Below are 17,243 nucleotides of genomic sequence, written 5' to 3'. Positions count from 1 at the left end.
TGAAACCAAAGAGGTCCGAACCCACACCTCATGGGTTCGGACCTCCGGGATGTCCTGAGACATCACACCGTGGAGCTGGCGGGAATCGAACCCGCGTCCTCGAGCGTCGATCCAGGTCTTCTCCGGGTGCAGTCCGTGCTGGCGCCTTTCTCGGCCCCGGGGCTCGCACGGACACGTCCCCGACAGGCTCAGTCACGGAAGAGTCCCGCTCACCCTCCGCGACACGGAGTGAGCAGCAAGTCTCCTAGATGACGCCAGGGTCCGGGACGGAGACGGATGCCCGGTCTGACGCTTCGATCACCGCTCAGGCGGCGAGAGCGAAGGAACTGCGCTTAGCGTTGGCAGTTATAGGTTTCCAGCGAACGTTTACGAGATGACGCTGGCTTCTCGACCCGCTTCCCCTGGAACTAACGTCCCAAGTCGAAACCGATCAGCCCCTCTTGAGTTGTGCCTCCAGTCTACGGGTGGCAGCCCAACAGGGCATCAGGGATTCCCGAGCCAGGACCGCAGCGCCGCCACGCCCTCCCCCTCGAGCCGGTCCAGGAGGGCGGGGCGGCCACAGGCGGCGGTCGCCACCGCGGCCGGAGGCCCGGTCACCGCCGGTCCCTCTCCCGCGGTCCAGCCGAGCCCGGTCGCCGACCACGTCACCGAGGGCCGACCCCTCGGCACGAACGCCCGCCGGGCGGTGGGCGAGACGAGGAAGTCGAGGACCGGGCGCCACGGCTCGGCCCGGACACCGGCGTCCAGCCCGAGGGGTACGACGATGTCCTGGGTGTGGACGCGGAGGTCGGTGAAGGGCGCCCGCCAGTCCATCCCCGGCGGGGTGAACCGATGCTCGGCGTACTCCCGCAGCCACGCCGACACCTGCGCCGGGTCCGCGCCGGAGCGCCGGTCGACCAGGAGCTCGTTGGCGTGGTCGAAGCTGCCGCGTCCGCGCAGCATCGCGCCGAGGAAGACGGGGATCGAGGTCGACGGGCCGACGGTGAGGTGCACGGCGACCTCCTTGACCGTCCAGGCGCCGCACAGGCTCGGGGCCGCCCACTGCTCGGGCGTGAGTGTGTCGAGGAGGTCGGCGAGGGAGCGTCGCTCGGCTGCCAGCTGCGCCCAGTGGTCCATGGGAGGAGTATGACCGAGGAGTCAGTCCTCGCCGGGGATCGCGGCCAAGGTCAGATCAGTCGCGCATGCCCTTGAGCCGGCGGCCGATCGCCTGCTCGGTCTCGCGGTCGGCCTGCCGCTCGGCGAGGGCGTGGCGCTTGTCCCACGACTTCTTGCCCTTGGCGAGCGCGATCTCGACCTTCGCCCGGCCGTCCTTGAAGTACAGCGACAGGGGTACGACGGTCAGGCCCTTCTCGTTGACGCGGCGCTCGATCTTGTCGATCTCCTCGCGGTTGAGGAGGAGCTTGCGCTTGCGGCGGGCGGCATGGTTGGTCCAGGTGCCCTGGGAGTACTCGGGGATGTGCACGCCGTGCAGCCAGGCCTCGTGGCCCTCGATGTCGACGAACCCGTCGACGAGCGACGCACGACCCTGGCGCAGCGACTTCACCTCGGTGCCCTGGAGGACCAGGCCGGCCTCGTAGGTGTCCTCGATGTGGTAGTCGTGCCGCGCCTTCTTGTTCTGCGCGATCAGCTTGCGCCCCTGCTCCCTGGCCATCTCGCCATTCTCCCAGTTCCCGGCAAGCCGTTAACGCCGAGTCGGCGCAGTCTCAGCTGAGACTGCGCCGTCTCGGCGTACGGGGGTGTGAGACTGCGCCGAGTCGGCGTCAGGACAGCCAGTTCATCGGGTCGACCTCCGTGCCGTCGACCATGACGATGAAGTGGAGGTGGCAGCCGGTGGACCAGCCGGTGTTGCCGACGTAGCCGACGACGTCGCCCTGCTGGACGCGGTCGCCGACGTTCACCCGGTAGCCGGCGGCGTGGTTGTAGACGACGGTGACGTTCTTGCCGTTGATCTGGCCGAGGCTGACGAAGAGCCGGTTGCCGTAGACCGAGGAGTAGTACTTCGCGATCACGGTGCCGGTCCCGGCGGCGCGCAGTCCCTCGCCGCAGGAGACCCCGAAGTCGGTGCCGTTGTGGAGGCCCCAGTACTTGTAGATCGGGTGGATGCGATAGCCGAACGGCGAGGTGACGTACCCGGGCACCGGCGGCGTCAGCAGGCCGTTCGTGGGGCCGCGGTAGCCGCCCTTGGCGCGCTGGGACGCCGCCAGGATCTGCTGCTTGATGCGGTTCTCGCGGGCCTTCGCGGCGGCCAGCTCGCGCTGGTCGTCCTGGCGGGCCTGCACCGCCTTCGCGCGGGCGTCGCGCTTCTGACCGACCGAGGCGCGCACCCGCTCCTTGGCGTCCTCGGTCTCCCGGAGCAGCGCCTGCATGGTGGCCAGGTTCTCGGCCGCGGACCGGCGCTGGGCCGCGACGTCGTCGCGCGCGCTCTGCACCTCGTTCTCGCGGACCTGCAGCAGCACCTCGGCGGCCCGGAGGTCGTCGTAGGCCCGGGCCTCGCGCCCGACGATCACGTCGTTGAGCGCCTGCTGCCGGGTCAGGTCGGTGGTGGTCTCCGACTCGAGCAGGGTGGCGAAGGCGAGGAGGGACGGGTCGCCGCCCTCGTAGATGTCGGTGACCGTGTCGGTGAGGAACTGCCGCTGCGCCTCGAGGTCGGCCTGGCCCTGCGCGAGGTCGTCCTGCGCCCGGGTGAGGCGCTCCTCGGCGGCGTCGAGCTTCGCCTGCATCTGCCGGTCGCGGACCCGCGCCGCCGCGAGCCGGGTGCTGGCCGAGCGGTAGTCGGCGCGCGCGGCGTCGAGCTGCCGCACCGACCGCTCGACGGCGGCCTGCGCGCGGCGTACCCGCGAGCTGGACTCGTCGAGGTCGCGCTGGGCCCGGCGCACCTGCTGCTGCGCCTGCTGCTGACGGTCCTCGAGCTTGTCGTCGCGAGGGTCCGCGTTCGCGAGGGGTACGGCGAGCCCGCCCGCCGCCAGCGCGCAGACCAGAGTGGTCGCCGCAAGGCGAGGGCGTGCGGCACGGGGGAAGAGACGCACCGGTCAGCCTTCGTGTTCGGGGAAGTGAACGCGACGACGGTAACCCGCGCGAGTCAGACTTTGAGGTATTTGCGCGTCAACACGAGTGTCGGCAGCAGCGTGAGGACCGGCGCAAGCACCGCGACCACCACCAGCGAGCTCATGAAGTTGGGCCAGTCGATCCACGGGATGAAGCCCAGCGACTCCCGCAGCCGCTGCTCGACGCCGAAGTACATCGCCGCCGTCAGGGCCCCGCCGGAGAGCACGGCCGCCACCGCCGCGGTCACCAGGGCCTCCATGAGGAACGGCAGCGCGATGTAGAGGGTCGAGGCGCCGACCAGGCGCATGATGCCGATCTCGCGACGGCGGGCGAACGCCGCCAGCCGGATCGTGTTCCCGACCAGCAGCAGCGCCGCGACGATGAGCACGATGGCGACGTAGAAGGAGCCCTTCTGGAGGAAGTCCATGCTCCGCAGGAGCGGCCCGACCACGTCGCGCTGGTCGCGGATGCTGGAGACGCCGTCCAACCCCACGATCGCGCTGGTGATGCCCTGGTACTCGTCGGGGTTCTCGAGCGTGATCCACACCGACTCGGGCATGTCGTCGACGGTCGCGGCTGGGTTCGAGCCCTCGAACTTCTCGGGCCCGAGGAGCTCCTTGACCTTCTCGAACGCCTCCGCCTTGGTCTCGAACCGGTAGCCCGCGACCTCGGGGCTGTCCTCGATGACCGTGGCCAGCGCGTCCTTCTGCGCCTGGGTGACCTCGCCGGTGCAGGCGGGGTTGTCGTCGCGGTCCTTGCAGAGGAAGGCGGTGATCTGGAGCTCGGAGCCCCACTGATCGCTGGCCTTGATCGACTGCTCGCGCAGGAGTACGCCGAAGCCGACCAGCGTCAGGGAGACGAAGAGCGTCAGGACGACCGCGAGGTGCATCGACAGGTTGCGGCGCAGGCCCTGGCCGAGCTCGGAGAAGACGTAGCGAAGCTGCATGGGTGCGTGGGAGTCCTTGTTCTCGGTGGCGGGTCAGTGGCCGTAGATGCCCTGGGCCTGGTCGCGCACGACCCGGCCGTCCTCGAGCTCGATGACGCGCTTGCGCATCTGGTCGACGACCCCGGCGTCGTGGGTGGCCATCACGACGGTGGTGCCGGTGCGGTTGATGCGGTCCAGCAGCTTCATGATCCCGACCGAGGTGGTCGGGTCGAGGTTGCCGGTCGGCTCGTCCGCGATGAGGATCATCGGCCGGTTCACGTACGCCCGGGCGATCCCGACCCGCTGCTGCTCGCCACCGGAGAGCTCGTCGGGCATCCGGTCGCCCTTCCCCTCCAGGCCGACCAGCTCGAGCGTCTCGGGGACCAGCCGGGCGATCTCGCCGCGGGAGCGGCCGATCACCTGGAGCGCGAACCCGACGTTCTCGCCGACGGTCTTGTTCGGCAGCAGCCGGAAGTCCTGGAACACGGTGCCGATCTGGCGCCGCAGCCGCGGGACCTTCCAGCCGGCGAGCCGGTTGACCTCCTTGCCGGCGACGTAGACGCGGCCGGAGCTGGGGCGGTACTCGCGGAGCACCAGCCGCAGGAAGGTGGACTTGCCCGACCCCGACGTACCGACGAGGAAGACGAACTCGCCCTTCTCCACGTCGACGGACACCTGGTCGAGCGCGGCGTGCGCCTGGCCGGGGTACGTCTTGACGACCTTCTCGAACCGGATCACGGGAGTCGAGCCTAGACGCCCTACCTGAGAGGATCGGGGACGTGAGGTCTCCCGGGTCTGGCCCGCGTGGCGGTCGCCCAGGCGGCGACGGCCTGACCTCCGGGCTCAGCCACCGACCTGCTCCCCGTGCCGGACCGGGCAGCCGTGCTGCCCCGGCACCGGCCAGGTGCCGAGCCGCTCGACCTCGTAGCCGTCGGGGTAGCTGCGGATCTGGGGCAGGTCCTCGATCAGCTTCGGGTTCCGGCGCGCCGGGAAGAGCCGCAGCAGCCGGCCGCGCGCCCTCAGCGCCCCGCGCGAGGCCCTCTCGACGAGAGCCGGCGGATCGTCGTACCGGAAGGCACGGCGCAGCGGCGGGTCCATCAGCGACCGGCTGAAGACGCCCATCACCGGCCGGGCGATCCGCGGCTGGAAGCCGACCATGAGCGCGAGCGTGGCGTCGGCGACCCGCCGGCCGCCCTCGTCGTACCCGAAGTGCTCAGCCTCGTAGGAGTCCATCAGCTCCGCGAAGCCTGCGTAGGTCTCCGGGACGTCCCTGATGCCCATGTGGCGGCCGAGGGTGCGGTAGTACTGCACGCTCGCCTCGAGCTCGATGGGCGTCAGCGGGCGCTTGCCGAACTCATCGAGCCAGCGCTTGGGTACGACGACGAACGTGCTCAGCACGTAGCGGAACTCGTGGTCGGGGATGCCGTAGGCCCGGTGCATCTGGTTGATCCGCCGGATCGCGGCCCTGGCCTCGGGGTCCTCGAACCCGAGCCGGTTCGGCGGCTCGAGCAGCAGCGCGGTGTCGTCGTACCGCTTCTGGGGACGCTGGGTGAACTCCCCGGTCTGGTCGAGGAGGCGCCCGATGCCGGGCACGGCGTAGGTGCGGAACAGCGCGAACCCGAGCGCCTGGTTCATGTCCCAGGGGAACTCGTGGCCGACGACCTTCGCGTAGATCTCGACGAAGTCCTTCTGGGGATCGAGCCGGTCGTTGTACCGCCTCCAGTGGTCGCGCCGCATGCCCCGACCCTAGAACACGTTCTGGGTGCCCATCGAGGCGCGACTCGGCGCGTCTTGCCCGCCCACAAGGCGCGACTCGGCGCATCTTGCCCACGCCCTGGGCAACTTACGCCGACTCGACGCCTCCCGGCGGGCAACTTGCGCCGACTCAGCGCCCCTGCGCGGGCAACTTGCGCCGAGTCGGCGTCGCTGATCAGTGGGGGTCGGCGGACTTCTCGGCGCCGCGGCGCCAGCGGATGCCGGCCTCGATGAAGTCGTCGACGTCGCCGTCGAAGACCGCCTGCGGGTTGCCGACCTCGAAGCCGGTCCGCAGGTCCTTGACCATCTGGTACGGGTTCAGCACGTAGTTGCGCATCTGGTCGCCCCAGGCCGCGGCGACGTCGCCCTTGAGGTCCTTCTTCAGCGCGGCCTCCTCGGCCTTCGCCTTCGCGAGCAGCTTGGCCTTGAGGACGACCATCGCCGAGGCCTTGTTCTGCAGCTGCGACTTCTCGTTCTGGCAGCTGACCACGATGCCGGTCGGGAGGTGGGTCAGGCGGACGGCGGAGTCCGTGGTGTTGACCGACTGGCCGCCCGGGCCGCCGGATCGGAAGACGTCGACGCGGACGTCGTTCTCGTCGACCTCGATCTCGTCGGTCTGCTCGAGCACCGGCACGACCTCGACGGCGGCGAACGACGTCTGCCGGCGGCCCTGGTTGTCGAACGGCGAGATGCGGACCAGGCGGTGGGTGCCGGCCTCGACCGACAGTGTGCCGTAGGCGTACGGCGCGTGGATCGCGAACTCGGCCGACTTGATGCCGGCCTCCTCGGCGTAGGAGACGTCGAAGACCTCGACGGAGTACTTGTGCTGCTCGGCCCAGCGCGTGTACATCCGCATCAGCATCTCGGCGAAGTCGGCCGCGTCCACGCCGCCGGCGCCGGAGCGGATGGTCACGATCGCCTCGCGCTCGTCGTACTCACCCGAGAGCAGCGTGCGGACCTCGAGCGCCTCGACCGACTTCTTCAGGCGGGCCAGCTCGGCCTCTGCCTCGGTGAGCGAGTCGGGGTCGCTCTCCTCCTGGGCGAGCTCGACGAGGACGCCGAGGTCCTCGACCCGGCCCTGCAGGTCGGTGAACCGCTCGAGCTCGCCCTGGAGGGCCGAGAGCCGGCCGGTCACGCGGGTGGCGTTGGCCTGGTCGTCCCAGAGGTCGGGCGCGGCGACCTGCTCGCCGAGGTCGGCGATCTCGGCGCGCATCGCGTCCAGGTCGAGCACCTGCTCGATGGTGCGCATCGTCGCCTGGAGCTGCTTGAGCTCTACGTCGTAGTCCGGTCCTGCCACAAGGACCAAGGTTACGGGTCAGCCGGGAGGGGACCTACTCGGCGGCCGCGACGACCGGCAGCGCCAGCTCCGCCCAGACCCGCTTGCCGCCGCTCACGGCGGACTCCATGCCCCACGACACGGCCAGCGCGTCGACCAGGTGCAGCCCGCGGCCGTGCTCGCCGTCGTCGGTCAGCGGCTGCGGCTCGGGGGTGCCGGCACCGGCGTCGTCGACCTCGATCCGCAGCACCCGCGAGGTCGCCGAGAGCCGGATGGAGTACGACGAGTGCGCGTGGGTGAGCGCGTTGGCGGCCAGCTCGCTGACCACCAGCAGCGCGTCGTCGACCGGCTCGCCGATGCCCCACTCGCGCAGTCGCTGCCTCACGAACCGCCGGGCGTCCGCGACGCTGCTGAGGTCGTCCGGCAACTCGATCTCGGCCCGGACGTCGCTGCGGCGACCGACCGACTCCAGCAGGTCGACGAGGCAGCCGAGGTCGGAGTCCTTGAGGACGAAGCCCTCGGAGTGGTCCCTGATCCACGCGCGGTCGGCGGTCTCGAGGCCGGAGAACACCACGACCTTCGACCGCGGTGCGTGCTCGCGCAGGCGGGAGAGCACCTCCCGCCCGGCGAGGTCGGGCAGGCCGAGGTCCAGCACGACGACGTCGGGACGCAACTGCTCGGCCAGCCGAACGGCGTCAGCACCGTCGGCGGCCTCGCCCACGACCTCGAACCCGCCCCGGAAACGGAGCGAGGTGCGGACCAGCCGGCGTACCTCGACGACGTCGTCCACCAGGAGGACGCGGACGGGCACGGTCGCCAGCCTATTGGCTCGCAGCCGTGATCGGCAGCGACACCACGAGGCGACCACTCCCCGGATCCCCGGGCGTGGGCGGGCAGTACGACGCCTCGGCGCCGCTAGCGGCGCCCGAACACCTGGACGGCGTACCAGGTGCCGTCCGCGCTCCGCGCCGCGCCGGTGCCGAGCAGCCGGAAGTCGCGGTTGAGGATGTTGCGGCGGTGCCCGGCGGACCTCATCCAGCCCTGGTTCACCAGCACCCGGCCGCTCGGGTAGCCGTAGGCGACGTTCTCGCCGGCCCTGCTCAGCCCGCACTCGCGCAGGACGCGGCCGAGGTCCTGGTGGAACATCCGCTGCTGCCGCGCCATCCGCTTGGCCTGGCGGACGGCGTACCTCTGCACGCACGCCTGGTGGCGGAACCCCACCCGGTCGCGCTTCTCGCGCTGCTGGTTGGTCGAGGCGAAGATCTGCTGCTGGTACGTCGCCTCGGGGGTCTGGGCCTGCGCGGGCACCAGCCAGAGCGCTGCCGTCGCGACCAGCGTCGCGAGGATCGCCAGGGTCTTCACGTCTCCTCCAAGGTGGGGCGGATTGGGCTAGACCGTCGGACCTTCTCCCACCGTAACGCCCCGCGGCCGCTCCTCCCGGTTCTACGGTCCTGAGCCATGTCCCCCCGACTGTCGATCCTCGCCGCCGTCCTCCTCGCGCTCGCCCTCGGCACCGGCGCCTCCAGCGCCGTCGCGATGGCGCCCGAGCGCCCCGCCGCGGAGCGGAGCGGGAACCCGCCGTCGGTCTTCCTCGAGCAGCTGCCCGAGAGCTCCGTGGTCGGCGACGGCGCGGTCCTCGACGTGGAGCAGGCAGGCGACACCGTCTACGCCTACGGCGCGTTCACCGAGATCGGCCGCTACAGCGGGCCCGGCCGGATCCTCGACGGCGCGACCGGCGCGGACCGCCCGGCGCCGGTGTTCGGCGACGGCCAGGTGTCGGTGGCGCTCGCGGACGGCAGCGGGGGCTGGTACGTCGCCGGCGACGCCCGCGGCGGGGTCGTGCACGTGCTCGCGGACGGCTCGGTCGACCCGGCGTTCGAGGTCGGCGTCGGCGCCGACGGCCTGGTGAGCGCGATCGTCCGCGACGGCGACACCCTCTACATCGGCGGCCTGTTCGACGACGTCAACGGCGCCGCCCGCACGAACCTCGCCGCCGTCTCGGCGACCAGCGGCGCCGTGCTCGCCTTCACCGCCGACGTCCCCCGGCGGGTCGCCGAGCTCGCGGTCGACGCGGACAGCCTGTGGGTCGCCTCGGCGGACACCGTGAGCGCGCTCGACAAGGGCACCGGGGCGGCGCGCATCTCGACCGCGTTCGGCCAGGACGTGCGCGCCCTGGCGCTGGGCGACGGGGTCGTCTACGTCGGCGAGGACGGGCTCAGGGCCATCGACGCGGAGAGCGGCGAGCCGGTCGACGGGTTCGCGGACGCGGTCGTCGACGGCACCGTGCACGCGCTGCTGCTGGCCGGCGGCCGGCTCTACGTCGGCACCGACGGCACCGACGGGTCGAGCAAGCTGATCGCGGTCGACCCCGAGACCGGCGCGAAGGTCGCGTCGTTCGACGCGCGGGTCTCCGGAGGCACCGGGTCCTTCGGCGCGCCGGGTGGCGTGTACGACCTCGCCCTCGACGGCGACCGGCTCTGGGTGGGTGGTGCGTTCGCGTCCGCCGGCGGCGAGCGGGGCAACCTGGCGGTGCTCGACGCCGCGACCGGTGCGGCGCTCGACGTCGACGTACCCTCCTTCCACGAGCAGGTGAACACCGTCGAGGTCTCCGGCGGGGCGGTCTACGTCGGCGGCCACTTCTATCTCCGCGACCCGCAGCGCACCCGCGGCCTCGCGGCGCTCGACGCCGAGACCCTGGAGCCGGTGCGGGGCTTCCGGGCGCAGGCGCAGCGGGCCTACGGGGAGCTGACGGTCGCGCCGAACGCGCTCTACGTCGCCCCGAGGCACTTCCTGGGCTACGACTCCCGGATGCCGTACTACCGGCCCAGCACGGACACCATCCGCGCCTTCGACCCGAAGACCGGGGCGGCGGACCCGAAGCGCACCCTCACGAAGGTCGAGGACCTCACCGGCCTGACGGTGCTGGGCAGCCGGCTGGTCGTCGCGCAGCGGCTCCGGGACGACGTGAGGTTCCCGTCGAACCGGATCACCGTCTACCGGCCGAACGGCGCGAAGGCCTGGTCCTTCAAGGTCCCGCTCCGGGGCTACATCACCAACCTGGACGTCGTGGACGGCGACCTGCTGGTCGCGGGCAGCTTCAAGCGGACCGCGCCGAACGGCGGCCCGCGCAACACCGCCCTGCTCCGGCTCGACCCGCGGACCGGTCAGCGCCGGGCGTACTTCGACCCGCGCATCGACGGCCCGGTCAACGACGTCTCGGTGTGGGGCGACGCGATCTACGCCAGCGGCCTGTTCACGAAGGTCCACCAGGGCCTCGACCAGGACCGCCCCGGCCTGGTGAGGCTGGACGGGCGGTCGACCAAGAGCGAGCGGTTCGACCCGGTGGTCATGGGCGGCACCGACTGGCGGCAGCGCGCCGTCGCGATCGGCCCCGACCTGGTCTGGGCGGACGCCTCCCCGAAGAACTTCCTCGACGCCACCACCGGCGAGCGGGTCGACCTCGACGGCATGATCGCCGACCCCTGGCTCTACGACGTCGACGGCGACGCCGACACCGTCGTCCTCGGCGGCCGCGACTGGAAGAGCCTCGCCGGCCAGGGCTACGCGGACATCGGGTTCGTGATGGGGCTGGGCTACTGACGGCGCTCGGGTCGTCCGCCTCTCGCGGGGCAATGCGCCGCCCTCAGGCGGACGACCCGAGCGGTCAGCGCTCTGCGACCACGACCGCCGACCCGGTCGCACCGATGGTGGCGACGCCGGGCGACCCCGGCACGGTGAGCGGCAGGTCGAGGGGCGCCTCGACGCGCACGGTCACGGTGTCGGCGGCGGGGTCGACGTCGACGGCGAAGGTGAGGCCGGGGTACGCCGCATAGGCGCCGGTCGCGACCAGGTGCTCCCGCACCGCCCGCCGGACCGTGTCGACGGTCAGGTCGAGCCGGTCCTCGGGCACGCCGCCGGTGTAGACCTCGCGGCCGCTCGCGCCGAGGTCGGCCCCGCGCAGGGCGGCCCCGTCGGCGACGGTGGCGAGTCCCTGCCGCTGGAGGTACGCCGCGGACGCGTCGACCACCAGCGCGATCGCCATCAGCAGCACGAACGCGAAGCCGACGATGAGGATCGTCGCCTGACCGTCCTCACTCCTCTGCGGTCGCACCGGACACCTCCTGGAACTGGTCGATCTCCTGGAACTGGCCGATCGGCACCGTGTGGGTCGCGTCGAGCGCGAAGCTCGGGGCGCCGCCGCCGAGGAAGTCCGGCAGCAGCGGGAGGTCGACCCGCGAGGCGACACGGACCGTGACCACCGACGTACCGCTGTGGCAGTCGCGGGGGTACGGCGAGCAGGTGATCCGCACGTCGACCGGCTCGTCGACGCCCTGGTCGGCGAGCGCCTGCCGCGCCGCGGCCTCGGCCCGGGCCCGGCCCTCGGCGTCGCTCGGGGCCAGCGCGTAGGCGCGGCCGGCGGCCCGGGCGGCGCCACTGACCGCAAATGCGCCGTTTTGGACCTGGAAGACCGAGACCACGATCCACAGCAGCGGGACGAGCAGCAGGATGCCGAGCCAGGTGAGCTCGATCAGCGCGCTGCCGGCCTCGTCGCGCCGCCTCGTCCGGCGCCGACTCATGGCCGCTGCTCCGCCACCGCACGGCCGGTGACGGTGAGCTCGATACCGGGCCCGCCGAGGCCGAGCGCCGGCACGCTCGCGCGCACGACGACCTCGACCCCGGGCGCGCCGCCGACGGTCGCCGGACGCGCCTCGATGTCCCGGGCGAACCGCCCCGAGACGGCGCCGTCGATCTGGCTCCGGGTCCGCGCGACGCCGTCGGCCGGGCCGCGACCGAGCGTGGCGGCGTACCGCGCGCCCTCGGCGGCCGCGGACGCGAGGGTGTTGCGCACGTGCAGCACGAGCGCGACCTGGAGGATGCCGAGGACGAGCGGGATCAGCACCACGAGGACGAGCACGAAGTCGACGACCGCCGACCCACGCTCGTCGCGGGCACTCATCTCACCGAGGAGAGCGCGGAGTCCAGCATCTCCTTGAGCTGGGGCCGGGCGACCGCGGTGATGACGACGACCAGGCCGGCCGTCATCACCGTGATCATCACCCAGCCGGGCACGTCGCCGCGCTCGTCGCGGACCCGCGGCGCGGTCAGCGCCAGCCAGATGCGGGCCATCGTCAGGGTCAGGTGTTCCATCGTCTCCTCCTCAGGGAGCGGTCAGGCTCAGGCCGACGACGCCCGGCCAGAACGCGAAGAGCACGGTCACCGGCAGCACCAGGAACACCACCGGGACCATCATGAAGACCTCCTTGCGGGCGGCCGTCTCGATCAGCTCGCGCCGGCCCGCCTCGCGGACGTCGGCAGCCTGCGCGTGGAGTACGTCGGCCAGCGGGGTGCCGCGCTCGACGGCGACCGCGACGCCCTGGGCGAACCGCGCCACGATCGGCAGCCCGGTCGCCGCGGCCATCCGGTCGAACACCGCGCCGACCGGCTCGCCGGTGCGGATGTCGGCCAGCACGCGGGCGAGGTCGCGGGAGAGGTCGCCGGCGCTGCGGCGTACGACCCGGTCGAGCGCGGCCACCGGCCCCTCCCCGGCCGCCACCGACAGCGCGAGCAACTCGGCGACGGTCGGGAACTCCGCCAGGATGCGGCGCTCCCGCGCGCGGACCTGGCTGGTCAGCCAGGTGTCGCGGGCCAGCACGCCGGAGGCGAACGCGATCGCGCAGACCAGCAGCCAGGTGAGGGCCGACGACGCCGGCGCGGTCAGCATCCGCAGCACCCCGAGCGCGGCGGCGCCCGCGAAGCCGAGCACGCCCCAGACCACCTGCCGCACCCGGAACTCGTGGACGGTCAGGTCGAGGTCGGCGCGCTCCAGCCGGCGCCGGACCGAGGCGGCACCGCCGAGCACCCTCTCGACCACGTCGGCGGCGACGCGCAGCGGCGACCCGCTGCCCGGCACCGACGCGCTCCGCGCCTGGGGCAGGTCGCGCACGTAGGGCAGCACGCGTACGGCGAGCTGCGGCCGCCGGATCACGCGGACCCGGGCGGCGACCAGCAGGAGGCCGCCGGCGCCCGTCGCGCCGAGCAGCGCGCCCCACCAGCCCGCGGTCACGAGAGGATCCGCCGCTCGACGGGGAGGCGGCCGATCCGCATCATCAGCCGGTACGCCGCCACACAGGCCACCGCGCCGACCGTCAGCACGACGACACCGCCGGGCGAGGAGTAGCGGCGGACCGCGTCGGACTGGACCGACATCAGCAGCAGCACGACCCACGGAGCCGCGACCGCGAGCCGGGCGCCGTTGACGGTCCAGGCCTGCCGGGACTCGAGCTCGGAGCGGGTGCGCAGGTCGTCGCGGAGGTACGCCGACAGGTCGCGCAGCAGCCGGCCGAGCTCACCCCCGCCGACCTCGCGCGCGATCCGCAGGCCCTCGATCACGCGGTCGCCGACCGGATCGGCGAGCAGGTCCTTGAGCCGGTCCAGGCACTCCCCGAACCGGCCGGTGACCTGGTAGTCGAGCGCGAACCGGTCGAAGGCCGCGCGCAGCGGCTCCGGCCCGCGGCTGCCGAGGGCGGCGAGCGCGTCCGGCAGCGACATGCCCGCCCGCACCGCGGAGACCAGGTTGTCGACCGCCTCGGGCCAGACCTCGGCGAGCTCGCGCTGCCGCCGCCGGGCCCGGCCGGTGACGACCGCGACCGGCAGCCACGCGGCCAGCACGCCGAACACCACCGCCACCGGCGGCGTACCGGAGACGGCCTGGAGCGCCGCGGCCGCCAGGACGCCGCACGTCAGGCACGTCACGACGAAGCCGGCCACCGACACCTGGCCGAGGCCGGCGCGCGCGAGCAGGTCGGCGGCGCCGCCGGCCCGGGCCGCCGGGCGGGTCGAGCGGGGCAGGAGGAACGCGCTCCAGACGAGCAGCAGGCCGATGCCGACGCCGAGCCCGACGAGCGCGCCCATCAGCGCTCTCCGGCCAGGATCCGGTGCACGTCGGCGCCGGCGCGCTCGTAGCGCTCCGGATGCGGCGGCCGCCCGCCCGTGGACCGCAGCTCGCCGCCGCGGCGCTCGAAGATCGTCTCGGTCTCGATGACGTCGCTCTCGACCCGGCCCGGGACCCCGGCCACCTCGTTCACGCGGCGTACGCCGTGCTCGTCGATGCCGAGGTGGACCACGAGGTCGACGCTCGAGGCGACCGTCGGGACCACGAAGCGGGCGGAGATGTTCTCGCCCGCCAACACTGCAATGGGAGTGTGCAGGTTCGGCACCACCACGAGCCGCCCGGACCTCTTCGGTGGCGGGTACGTCTTCCTGCGTGCAAGCGACCTAGAGCCGTCGGGGGTGTCCAGGCAAGGAGTCAACCCAAGACGCAAGGTTCGAGTGATCAGCTGCCCGGATCGCCGAACACGTCCACGATTCTGGCCTCAAGTGCGCGCTCTGCGAGCCGCCCGGCCATCGCCTCGTTGGCCACGGTCTCGGTCTTGAGCAGAACTTGGGATCCAAACATGACCTCGCCATGCCAGCTCTCGGGGTCAATGGAGTCGCAGACTGCCCAGAAGGTGAAGGCAACTCTCTCGAGGTTGGAGTGGTGCCGGTCGCGGGCGCCGGGCCTTACCTCGACGCCGGTCCCGGTGAACCGCTTGCTTTCGAGATACATGTCATCGACCGTAGCTCCGTCCACCGACTTCGTCTGATCACGACTCAAAATTCTCGCAGCAAGACGGGGAACTCGAGCGGGCCCCTCGATCGTCGTTAGGCTCAACAAAGCCTCAGCGCCGATTGGTGGAATGAACTAGTGACGTCTTCGGCACACGACCGCCGCCTGCGATGACCAAACGGTGGTGGCCTGCCCCACCTACGACAACGCGGGCCGCCTCTTGCCACCACCGACCCGGGTGGCAACGCCACTTGGACGTTGCACCTGGGTCACGCCAGCCTCGCCCTCGTCGTGACCCTCGACGATCCCGGCGAGCCGGCCCGGTCGCCACCCGCGTCACGTCGAGCGCTGGACCCGCCAGACGGTCGGCGCGCTGTCGTCACCCGTGTGGCCTAGCGTGCCGCTGGGCGCGAGCAACGGCGAGAGGCGTGTTCGCGCCTGAATCGCCCCGGGTCTGATGGAGGCTCTCAATCCATGGAGGATGAGAGTCATGGCAGCACCCAGGAAGTACCCCGACGAGCTGCGTGAGCGGGCCACGAGGATGGCCGTCGAGCTCCGGGCCGATCCGGCAACGAAGCAGGGCGCGATCGCCCGGGTGGCCGAGCAGCTCGGCATGCACCCCGAGACGTTGCGCAACTGGGTCCGGCAGGCGGAGATCGATGGTGGCGTCCGCCCCGGCACCACGACGAGCGACGCCGAGCGCCTCGCCCATCTCGAGCGAGAGAACCGCGAGCTGCGACGGGCCAACGAGATCTTGAAGACGAGCGCGGCTCTTTTCGCCGCCGCGGAGCTCGACCGCAAGATCAAGTAGCAGTCCCTACAGCGGTGCTGGTCGACTACATCGACCAGCACCGCGACAGATTCGGGGTCGAGCCGATCTGCACCGTCTTGAAGGACGCCGGTGTGCAGGTCGCCCCGAGCACCTACTACACCGCGAGACAGCGCCCGCCCTCGGCGCGGTCGGTGCGTGATGCTGCGCTGGTCGAGGACATCAAGGTCGCTCACAAGGCGAACCTGGGTGTCTACGGAGCGAGGAAGATCCACGCCGAGCTCAACCGTGAGGGCATCCCGGTCGCTCGCTGCACCGTGGAGCGGTTGATGCGCGCCGAGGGCCTGCGTGGGATCCCGCGGGAGAAGACCCGCAAGACGACCATCGGCGACGGCGCTGAGACCGAGCGGCCCGAGGACCTGGTCGATCGGAAGTTTGTCGCCACGGCGCCGAACGAACTGTGGGTAGCGGACATCAAATGCCGACATCGGCATTTGATGTCGGTGACCCACAGCTGGTTCGGGCCGTTGCGGTTGAAGTCGCGCTCGACGAGATCGGTGGCGATGGTGTCGGGCCTGATCCGCCGCCACTTCTTCCGCCCGCTGATGCCCTGCAGCCCAGCGCGTTGCATCAGCAGCTCGACCTGGCCGTGGCCGACCAGGATGCCGCGGCCGATGGTGAGCTCGGCGTGGACCCTGCGAGCGCCGTAGATCCCGTGACACTCGGTGTGGATCTGGGCAATGAGATCGGTCAGCATCGAATGCCGGATCGAGCGCTCGGATGGCGGGCGCTTCCGGCTCTCGTAGAAGCCGGCCTCCGACACGCCCAGCACCCGGCAGGCAACCTGGACGGGCAGGCCTTCCGCGGCGATCACCTCGACCGCCGCGTGCCTCCTTTTGGGCTGGTCTGCTCCTTCAGCACGTCGACCGCGCGGCGCGCGACCTTCAACTCGGTCTCGAGCTCAGCGATGCGCTTCTTCGCTGCCGACAGCTCGTCCTTCTCGGCCATCGTCAGACCAGGCTGGACGCCGCGGTCGATTCGGTCCTGTCGCCGCCAGTTATAGAGCGTCTGCTCGCTCACATCGAGATCGTGCGCGACGCTGGCGACAGATCTCCCCTCGGCGAGCAGGTCGAGAACCTTCCGCCGAAACTCTCCCGAGTAGCCTGGTCGTCCCATCTGAACCTCCTGGTGTGAGGCACCAGAATCCAGAAACTCAGACGCCGTAGAACCCGGGACACACCAGAGCCTCCACGAAACCCGGGGCGATTCAGATCTCGGTGGCGGCGTCGAGGGCGTCGCGATGCGCCCGCACCCTTTCGCGGACACCGTCCATGGTCAGGCGACCGCTGGAGTCGGTGACATAGACGCAGTGGGCGCCGTACGACTCCATCAGCCGGGCCTGGGCCGCCAACTCGGTGGGCGATGCCAGATGGCTCATCATCAGGAAGCCCGAGACGTCCATCCCGAGCTCGCGCGCGGTCGCGATGTGCTGCGCCAAGACGCCCTCACCGTTGCGACAGCGTCGCGCACCTATGCGGCGTCGAGCGAGCCCTCGACGAGATCTGCGCCCAGGACGAAGGCGATCTCGGCCTCCACCTTGGGCTGGAGGAGCCGGCCCAGCGGCAGTGTCGCGCCGTCGGCGTATGCCATGTCGTCGAACAGCATCCCGAAGTCGGGCTGGTCGACTCCGAGCTGCGCCTGGACGGCGGTCGAGGTGAGCCCGATCTTGAGGCCGACCACCCGTGCCCCGTCGGCGACGCGCTGCCGGGTCACGTGCTGCTGGACCGCGTACGCCGCCTCGACGTCGCGGGTGACGAGCAGGTCGCGAGCCGGTGCGCACGGGATGGCCGTGGCACCGCCACCAGCA

The 17,243-nt window shown here is 71.6% G+C and carries 23 protein-coding genes, 1 other RNA gene, 1 pseudogene and 1 other annotated feature; of the genes and pseudogenes, 3 read left to right on the top strand and 22 right to left on the bottom strand.

All coding sequences use genetic code 11. From position 1 onward, the window contains the following. Positions 1–67 precede the first annotated feature (67 nt). The 10 genes from ssrA to ACYVKX_RS12110 all read right to left on the bottom strand — a co-directional run bounded on the left by ssrA (position 68) and on the right by ACYVKX_RS12110 (position 8,363). Positions 68–438: a transfer-messenger RNA gene (gene ssrA, locus ACYVKX_RS12155) on the bottom strand. 45 nt (positions 439–483) lie between these two features. After that, positions 484–1,116, bottom strand: a complete 633-nt coding sequence (locus tag ACYVKX_RS12150) for a maleylpyruvate isomerase family mycothiol-dependent enzyme (RefSeq protein ID WP_460832532.1) — start codon at positions 1,114–1,116, stop codon at positions 484–486. 55 nt (positions 1,117–1,171) lie between these two features. Continuing rightward, positions 1,172–1,651, bottom strand: a complete 480-nt coding sequence (gene smpB / locus ACYVKX_RS12145; RefSeq protein ID WP_460832529.1) for an SsrA-binding protein SmpB — start codon at positions 1,649–1,651, stop codon at positions 1,172–1,174. A 109-nt stretch (positions 1,652–1,760) separates the two neighbouring features. Further along, a complete protein-coding gene (locus ACYVKX_RS12140; protein WP_460832527.1) occupies positions 1,761–3,026 on the bottom strand; it encodes a M23 family metallopeptidase in 1,266 nt (421 codons plus the stop codon). A gap of 53 nt (positions 3,027–3,079) precedes the next feature. Then, positions 3,080–3,991, bottom strand: a complete 912-nt coding sequence (gene ftsX / locus ACYVKX_RS12135) for a permease-like cell division protein FtsX (protein WP_460832525.1) — start codon at positions 3,989–3,991, stop codon at positions 3,080–3,082. Between the two features lie 33 nt (positions 3,992–4,024). Continuing rightward, the gene (ftsE, locus tag ACYVKX_RS12130) at positions 4,025–4,708 is read right to left on the bottom strand and encodes a cell division ATP-binding protein FtsE (protein WP_460832523.1); all 684 of its coding nucleotides are present in this window, start codon (positions 4,706–4,708) and stop codon (positions 4,025–4,027) included. 105 nt (positions 4,709–4,813) lie between these two features. After that, entirely contained in the window at positions 4,814–5,707 is an 894-nt protein-coding gene (locus tag ACYVKX_RS12125; protein ID WP_460832520.1) for an oxygenase MpaB family protein, read from the bottom strand. Between the two features lie 193 nt (positions 5,708–5,900). Beyond that, positions 5,901–7,022, bottom strand: a complete 1,122-nt coding sequence (prfB, locus tag ACYVKX_RS12120; protein WP_460832517.1) for a peptide chain release factor 2 — start codon at positions 7,020–7,022, stop codon at positions 5,901–5,903. A gap of 34 nt (positions 7,023–7,056) precedes the next feature. Next, the gene (locus ACYVKX_RS12115) at positions 7,057–7,812 is read right to left on the bottom strand and encodes a response regulator (RefSeq protein WP_460832513.1); all 756 of its coding nucleotides are present in this window, start codon (positions 7,810–7,812) and stop codon (positions 7,057–7,059) included. A 104-nt stretch (positions 7,813–7,916) separates the two neighbouring features. Then, entirely contained in the window at positions 7,917–8,363 is a 447-nt protein-coding gene (locus ACYVKX_RS12110) for a CAP domain-containing protein (RefSeq protein ID WP_460832510.1), read from the bottom strand. A gap of 96 nt (positions 8,364–8,459) precedes the next feature. Here ACYVKX_RS12110 and ACYVKX_RS12105 point away from each other — a divergent pair, with 96 nt between their 5' ends. After that, positions 8,460–10,601: a PQQ-binding-like beta-propeller repeat protein gene (locus tag ACYVKX_RS12105; RefSeq protein WP_460832508.1), complete on the top strand. Its 2,142-nt coding sequence runs from the start codon at positions 8,460–8,462 to the stop codon at positions 10,599–10,601. A 64-nt stretch (positions 10,602–10,665) separates the two neighbouring features. Here ACYVKX_RS12105 and ACYVKX_RS12100 read toward each other — a convergent pair whose 3' ends face one another. The 8 genes from ACYVKX_RS12100 to ACYVKX_RS12065 all read right to left on the bottom strand — a co-directional run bounded on the left by ACYVKX_RS12100 (position 10,666) and on the right by ACYVKX_RS12065 (position 14,607). Further along, positions 10,666–11,112: a pilus assembly protein TadG-related protein gene (locus ACYVKX_RS12100; RefSeq protein WP_460832506.1), complete on the bottom strand. Its 447-nt coding sequence runs from the start codon at positions 11,110–11,112 to the stop codon at positions 10,666–10,668. Continuing rightward, a complete protein-coding gene (locus tag ACYVKX_RS12095) occupies positions 11,093–11,578 on the bottom strand; it encodes a hypothetical protein (RefSeq protein ID WP_460832504.1) in 486 nt (161 codons plus the stop codon). Before ACYVKX_RS12095 ends, ACYVKX_RS12100 begins: the two co-directional genes overlap by 20 nt. Further along, complete coding sequence (locus tag ACYVKX_RS12090; protein WP_460832502.1) at positions 11,575–11,958, bottom strand: TadE/TadG family type IV pilus assembly protein; 384 nt, start codon at positions 11,956–11,958, stop codon at positions 11,575–11,577. Before ACYVKX_RS12090 ends, ACYVKX_RS12095 begins: the two co-directional genes overlap by 4 nt. Next, a complete protein-coding gene (locus ACYVKX_RS12085; RefSeq protein ID WP_460832500.1) occupies positions 11,955–12,149 on the bottom strand; it encodes a hypothetical protein in 195 nt (64 codons plus the stop codon). The genes ACYVKX_RS12090 and ACYVKX_RS12085 overlap by 4 nt, the downstream gene beginning before the upstream one ends. A gap of 10 nt (positions 12,150–12,159) precedes the next feature. Next, the gene (locus ACYVKX_RS12080) at positions 12,160–13,065 is read right to left on the bottom strand and encodes a type II secretion system F family protein (RefSeq protein ID WP_460832497.1); all 906 of its coding nucleotides are present in this window, start codon (positions 13,063–13,065) and stop codon (positions 12,160–12,162) included. Beyond that, positions 13,062–13,913: a type II secretion system F family protein gene (locus ACYVKX_RS12075; protein WP_460832495.1), complete on the bottom strand. Its 852-nt coding sequence runs from the start codon at positions 13,911–13,913 to the stop codon at positions 13,062–13,064. The genes ACYVKX_RS12080 and ACYVKX_RS12075 overlap by 4 nt, the downstream gene beginning before the upstream one ends. Next, complete coding sequence (locus ACYVKX_RS12070) at positions 13,913–14,191, bottom strand: hypothetical protein (RefSeq protein WP_460832493.1); 279 nt, start codon at positions 14,189–14,191, stop codon at positions 13,913–13,915. Before ACYVKX_RS12070 ends, ACYVKX_RS12075 begins: the two co-directional genes overlap by 1 nt. Before the next feature lie 143 nt (positions 14,192–14,334). Beyond that, positions 14,335–14,607 (bottom strand): hypothetical protein, encoded by a 273-nt coding sequence (locus ACYVKX_RS12065; RefSeq protein ID WP_460832490.1) that lies wholly within the window; start codon positions 14,605–14,607, stop codon positions 14,335–14,337. Between the two features lie 490 nt (positions 14,608–15,097). Here ACYVKX_RS12065 and ACYVKX_RS12060 point away from each other — a divergent pair, with 490 nt between their 5' ends. Continuing rightward, entirely contained in the window at positions 15,098–15,418 is a 321-nt protein-coding gene (locus ACYVKX_RS12060) for a transposase (RefSeq protein WP_460832486.1), read from the top strand. Continuing rightward, positions 15,376–15,525: a sequence feature (AL1L pseudoknot), on the top strand. (Overlaps the previous gene by 43 nt.) Beyond that, a pseudogene (locus ACYVKX_RS12055) lies at positions 15,433–15,684 on the top strand (IS3 family transposase); the annotation flags it as partial. Its footprint overlaps the feature before it by 93 nt. Here ACYVKX_RS12055 and ACYVKX_RS12050 read toward each other — a convergent pair. The 4 genes from ACYVKX_RS12050 to ACYVKX_RS12035 all read right to left on the bottom strand — a co-directional run bounded on the left by ACYVKX_RS12050 (position 15,630) and on the right by ACYVKX_RS12035 (position 17,149). Then, positions 15,630–16,133: an IS3 family transposase gene (locus ACYVKX_RS12050; RefSeq protein ID WP_460832537.1), complete on the bottom strand. Its 504-nt coding sequence runs from the start codon at positions 16,131–16,133 to the stop codon at positions 15,630–15,632. The pseudogene ACYVKX_RS12055 and the gene ACYVKX_RS12050 sit on opposite strands and share 55 nt — an antisense overlap. Before the next feature lie 113 nt (positions 16,134–16,246). Next, positions 16,247–16,552, bottom strand: coding sequence for a transposase (locus ACYVKX_RS12045; RefSeq protein WP_460832482.1), 306 nt, complete (start codon positions 16,550–16,552; stop codon positions 16,247–16,249). A gap of 91 nt (positions 16,553–16,643) precedes the next feature. Continuing rightward, complete coding sequence (locus ACYVKX_RS12040) at positions 16,644–16,874, bottom strand: hypothetical protein (RefSeq protein ID WP_460832479.1); 231 nt, start codon at positions 16,872–16,874, stop codon at positions 16,644–16,646. Between the two features lie 32 nt (positions 16,875–16,906). Then, the gene (locus ACYVKX_RS12035) at positions 16,907–17,149 is read right to left on the bottom strand and encodes a hypothetical protein (protein WP_460832477.1); all 243 of its coding nucleotides are present in this window, start codon (positions 17,147–17,149) and stop codon (positions 16,907–16,909) included. Positions 17,150–17,243 lie beyond the last annotated feature (94 nt).

It is taken from the genome of Nocardioides hungaricus, assembly GCF_054782915.1.
Note: the sequence above shows the minus strand (reverse complement) of the source record. Positions and strands in the feature narration are given on the sequence as shown.

What these genes read in the sequence shown, in the direction of transcription:
- ACYVKX_RS12150 (WP_460832532.1), bottom strand. Translation starts at nt 1,116, where the DNA reads ATGGACCACTGGGCGCAGCTGGCAGCCGAGCGACGCTCCCTCGCCGAC.
- smpB (WP_460832529.1), bottom strand. Translation starts at nt 1,651, where the DNA reads ATGGCCAGGGAGCAGGGGCGCAAGCTGATCGCGCAGAACAAGAAGGCG.
- ftsX (WP_460832525.1), bottom strand. Translation starts at nt 3,991, where the DNA reads ATGCAGCTTCGCTACGTCTTCTCCGAGCTCGGCCAGGGCCTGCGCCGC.
- ACYVKX_RS12125 (WP_460832520.1), bottom strand. Translation starts at nt 5,707, where the DNA reads ATGCGGCGCGACCACTGGAGGCGGTACAACGACCGGCTCGATCCCCAG.
- ACYVKX_RS12105 (WP_460832508.1), top strand. Translation starts at nt 8,460, where the DNA reads ATGTCCCCCCGACTGTCGATCCTCGCCGCCGTCCTCCTCGCGCTCGCC.
- ACYVKX_RS12095 (WP_460832504.1), bottom strand. Translation starts at nt 11,578, where the DNA reads ATGAGTCGGCGCCGGACGAGGCGGCGCGACGAGGCCGGCAGCGCGCTG.
- ACYVKX_RS12090 (WP_460832502.1), bottom strand. Translation starts at nt 11,958, where the DNA reads ATGAGTGCCCGCGACGAGCGTGGGTCGGCGGTCGTCGACTTCGTGCTC.
- ACYVKX_RS12085 (WP_460832500.1), bottom strand. Translation starts at nt 12,149, where the DNA reads ATGGAACACCTGACCCTGACGATGGCCCGCATCTGGCTGGCGCTGACC.
- ACYVKX_RS12075 (WP_460832495.1), bottom strand. Translation starts at nt 13,913, where the DNA reads ATGGGCGCGCTCGTCGGGCTCGGCGTCGGCATCGGCCTGCTGCTCGTC.
- ACYVKX_RS12065 (WP_460832490.1), bottom strand. Translation starts at nt 14,607, where the DNA reads ATGTATCTCGAAAGCAAGCGGTTCACCGGGACCGGCGTCGAGGTAAGG.
- ACYVKX_RS12060 (WP_460832486.1), top strand. Translation starts at nt 15,098, where the DNA reads ATGGCAGCACCCAGGAAGTACCCCGACGAGCTGCGTGAGCGGGCCACG.
- ACYVKX_RS12050 (WP_460832537.1), bottom strand. Translation starts at nt 16,133, where the DNA reads ATGCTGACCGATCTCATTGCCCAGATCCACACCGAGTGTCACGGGATC.
- ACYVKX_RS12045 (WP_460832482.1), bottom strand. Translation starts at nt 16,552, where the DNA reads ATGGGACGACCAGGCTACTCGGGAGAGTTTCGGCGGAAGGTTCTCGAC.